The organism is bacterium, assembly GCA_036524115.1.
Classification (GTDB): Bacteria; JAUVQV01; JAUVQV01; order JAUVQV01; family DATDCY01; genus DATDCY01.
The window spans coordinates 1-4,133 of sequence record DATDCY010000146.1; the positions used below are offsets into that span (position 1 = coordinate 1).

3 protein-coding genes are annotated in these 4,133 nt (G+C 71.7%); 2 read left to right on the forward strand and 1 reads right to left on the reverse strand.

The features are described 5' to 3' along the window. Positions 1-555: 555 nt before the first annotated feature. Both VI078_06985 and VI078_06990 read left to right on the forward strand, forming a co-directional pair. Positions 556-1,539, forward strand: coding sequence for a hypothetical protein (locus VI078_06985; GenBank protein HEY5999035.1), 984 nt, complete (start codon positions 556-558; stop codon positions 1,537-1,539). A 105-nt stretch (positions 1,540-1,644) separates the two neighbouring features. Then, a complete protein-coding gene (locus VI078_06990) occupies positions 1,645-2,511 on the forward strand; it encodes a hypothetical protein (GenBank protein HEY5999036.1) in 867 nt (288 codons plus the stop codon). Between the two features lie 96 nt (positions 2,512-2,607). Here VI078_06990 and lnt read toward each other — a convergent pair. Then, positions 2,608-4,133 (reverse strand): apolipoprotein N-acyltransferase (gene lnt, locus VI078_06995; protein HEY5999037.1); only part of this gene is annotated, 1,526 nt, incomplete at its 5' end.

Consider the following 4,133-nt stretch of genomic DNA (forward strand, 5'->3'; position numbering starts at 1 on the left):
GCCTGTCCGGCCCTGCGCTCGAAACGCATAACTCGCCCTTCGGGCTCAAACAATGCGTTTCGCCCTTCGGGACGCTCCGGTCCGAACGCTGCAGTTCCCTCGCGCTCCACAATGCGCGCGCCCGACAGCGCCCCGCCCCCGCTCAAGCCTGGGCCGCCCCTTCCATCACAGTCCTCGATCGGCAGGCCGCCAAGAAGGGTCCGGATGCGAGGCGTACGAGGTGCACGCCGCAGGGAGTCGGGAGGAGAGCAACGCAGCAGATGGGCCCTTGTTGACGGCCTGCCCAGGGCCACGGCCCGGGGGCGCCTGTGAACGGTCATAATGCGCCGGCCGCGTGCTGTGTCGGGTGAGGGCGCATTGACAGTCGAGCGGCTGATGAGTGCCTACGGGAACTGAGAGCAGCAGGGCGAGACGGAAGTGAACAGGCGCCCCCGGGCCGTGGCCCGGCGCGGGAAGTCCGGCCGGCACCGGGCGCGCACGAGCGACAGTATTGACATTGACCCAAATCCGCGAAATCCTCTAAGGAACATCAGGGCGGCCGGAAGGAGGCTGAGGATGAGACGGGTGCTTGCGACGGTGTTGGGCGCAGTGCTGGCGTTCGCGGTGATCTCCCCCGCGCAGGCGGGGCCCCTGCTGCGTTTCCCGTTCGAGCGACAGACCAACCTCGCCCCCGGGCCCCACACGCTCCGGTTCAGCCTCTGGGACGGCGGCGGGACGCAGCTCTGGGCCTCGGAGTGGGTGACGCTGCAGCTCAAGACCCCGGTGCTGGTCTACACGCTCGGCAGCGGGACCGTGAAGATCCCGGGCGCGATCGACTTCTCCCAGCAGCTCTTCGTCCAGGTGGTGAAGCAGAACGTGAGGACACCCGTGGTCGCGCGCTCGCCCTTCCCCATCGCGCCCTATGCGGTCTACGCCGGGACGGGAACGCCCGGGCCGCAGGGGCCCACGGGGGCGCAGGGCGAGACCGGCCCCGCCGGCGCAGCCGGACCGCAGGGGCCGGCCGGCGCAACGGGGCCGACCGGGGACGCCGGCGCGACGGGCGGCACGGGGGCTACGGGAGACGCGGGCGCAACGGGGGCGCAGGGACCCACCGGACCCGCAGGCGTCAGCGGCTCGCCTGTCGTGGCCTATGCCGTCGACAACAGCCCGCCACAACCTGACGCGGCAACCAACGGCTCCTGGGTGGCGACCGGCGCCTCTGTCGAGTTCGACCTGCCGGCCACCGCCACGGTGCTTCTGCAGTACGGCTTCCGCGGCCAGGTCACCTCCAACAGCTCCGGCCTGGCCGGCTCCATCACCGCGGCCCCCCTGGTCGACGGGACAACCCAGAGCGTGACCGGCGCGAAGCTGGAAGCGATCCTCTACGGGACGACGGGATCCCCGCTCCCGATCCCGTCGACCGCGGCTTCCGTGATGTGGCTGGAGCCGGTCCAACTCGGCGCGGGCCACCACACGGTGCAGCTGCGGGTGAAATACCTGAGTCCACTGGCCACGACCGTGATCAACGAGGGCCTCTGGATCACCGCGACGGTGCCCTGATCAGCCGGCGCCTCTTGCGACCGACGACGCCAGGGGCTATCCTGAAAGCAGTAGTGTGCCGCCGCGCCGTTGCGCACGGCGGCATCGATCCGGTCGGGAGGCCACATGAAGAAGACGCTGGTCGTTCTCCTTTCGCTCCTGACTGTCATCGGGGTCCTGCCGACCGGCGACGCCGACGCGCAGACCGCGGCTCCGAGAATCACCTTTGCCGCGGCGGACACGGCCACGAGAACCCTTCTCGTTCGGGGGAGCGACTTCGGCACCGCGCCGAAGGTCTTCCTGGGGACCACGTTGGGTCGTTTGTCCCTTCTCTCCGTCATCAGCAAGTCGGGCAACCGCGTCCTGGCCGGCCTTCCGACGACCGCGGCCGGCAGCTACCTGCTTGTCGTGGCGAACGGCTCGCTACGCGGATCGGCGACCATCGTCGTCGGGGCCGTCGGCCCGGAAGGCCCCGAGGGGCCGCAGGGCGTGCAAGGCCCCACGGGGGAGAGCGGGCCCCAGGGGATCCAGGGTTCAACGGGCGACGCGGGACCGCAAGGGGCCTCGGGCCCCACCGGCCCTCAGGGAATCCAGGGTCCCGCGGGCCCGGTCGGTCCAACCGGGCCGTACGGGACGACGGGAATCCCGAACTGCCCGGCGGGCTACATGCTCGTCTCCAACGGTTCGACCACCGGAAACCGCTTCTACTGCTACCCCGCCTTCGGGGTGAGCCGTTGCCGAATCGTCCACGCCGAGAAGACGACGAACCTCGAGGTGGGCGGCGTGAGCGCTGTATGTGCCGCTGGCGAATACGTGGTCGGCGGGGGCTTCATGGTGGATCCAGGTGAAGTCAATGTCTCGTCGGTCTACCCCAAGACCAACTGCGACAATGTTGGCGTCGACTGCTGGAACGTGGTGGTCAGAAAGATCGGAAATATCCCCCAGTACTCTGTGGCGGCGGACGCCATCTGCTGCGCCAAGGGGAACCAGTGACGGCCTGCGCGGTCGGCAGCCGGTTCCCTGAGCGTTGACCGCGGCGGTCCGCGGTCAGTGATGGCGCCCTGCCCCCGGGCGTCGTGGCCGGCCGGCTCAGGCGCCGGCGGTCTTGCGGCCAGGCGATCCGCGACGACGTGCCACCAGCCCCGCCAGCGCCAGCAGCAGACACAGCCGCGGCAGCCAATCGCCCCAGCGGGTGTAGAGCGTCCTGCGCGACGGCAGCGGCAGCTCCGCCGACCACTGGCCGCGCACGAACAACGACGAGGCCGAGATCACGCGGCCGTCGGCGTCCACGAACCCCGAGATGCCCGTGTTGGCCGCGCGCGCGATCGGCCGCCGGTTCTCCACGGCACGGAACGACAGGTGCGCGAACTGCTGCGCCGACGCCGCGCTGCGCTCGTACCAGGCGTCGTTCGTGATGTTCACCAGGAAGGTGGCTCCGCCCGCGGCGAAGCGCCGCACGAGGTCGGGGAAGATCACCTCGTAGCAGACCAGCGCGCCGAAAGGCTGCGCCGGCGGGCCGAGCAGGCGCGGCGCCTCCCCCGGCTCGAAATTCCCGACCGCCTGCACCAGCGGCCGCGCGAAGAAGAGCAGCCGCGCAAACGGGACGAACTCGCCGAACGGCACGAGCTGCTGCTTGTCCTGCCAGCCGGCCACCTCCCCGTCGGCGCCCAGCAGGTAGGCGCGGTTGCGCAGCGAGCTCCTGCCGCCGACCTCCTCGAACGCCGGCGAGCCGAAGAGCAGCGGCGTGGCCGTCCCGCGGGCCAGATCGGCAAGCCGCCGCTGGTAATCCGGCTCGCGCTGGTAGACGAAGGCCGTCGCTGACTCCGACCACGAGATCAGGTCGGGGCGGCCACGCGCCGCCTCCCGCGTCAGCTCCTCGTGCGTGCGGAAGGTCTCCTCGCGGAAGCGGCGGTCCCACTTGACGTCCTGCGGCACGCTCCCCTGCACCACCGCGACGCGCACGCCGCGCTGCGGTGGCGGCTCGGCGAGCCGCCACCGCCCGTACGCGCCGCAGACGCCGAGCGCGACGAGCGCGACGGCCAGCGGACGCCAACCGGCGTCCCAGCCGCGGCCGCGCGGGGCGCGCGCGAGCGCCGCCCACCCCGCGGCGACGAGGGCACAGAGGGCGCTGACGGCCCAGACCCCGCCGAGGTCCGCCACCTGGATCAGCGGCAGCTGCGGGGCGAGGGCGTTGCCGAGCAGCGCCCAGGGGAACTCGAGCTGCGGCAACTTCGCCCGCAGGTACTCGCTCGCCGTCCAGAGAACCGGGGTCGCGACGACCGCCGGCAGGCCCGGCAGGGCCCGGCGCAGCCGCGCATACGCCCAGCCGAAGAGCCCCCAGAACAGCGCCATGACCGCCGTCATCAGCAGCATCAGCGGGACGGCGACGAAGGGCGGGATCCCCCCGAAGTGCGCCATCGCGTAGTAGACCCACCAGACGACGCCCGTGAAGGCGACCCACCCCGCGAGCCACGCCAGCAGGAAGGGACGGGGCGCGCCCTCCAGCGCCAGCAGCAGCGGCGCCAGCGCGATCAGCGCCAGCGGCCCGAGCCCGAACGGCGGGAACGCGAAAATGAAGAGCGCCGAGGCGGCGAGCGCCGCGACGAGGCGCCGGA

Bases quoted from the DNA above. Each gene is read 5' to 3' on its own strand.
- VI078_06990 (HEY5999036.1), top strand. From the start codon at position 1,645: ATGAAGAAGACGCTGGTCGTTCTCCTTTCGCTCCTGACTGTCATCGGG.
- VI078_06985 (HEY5999035.1), top strand. From the start codon at position 556: ATGAGACGGGTGCTTGCGACGGTGTTGGGCGCAGTGCTGGCGTTCGCG.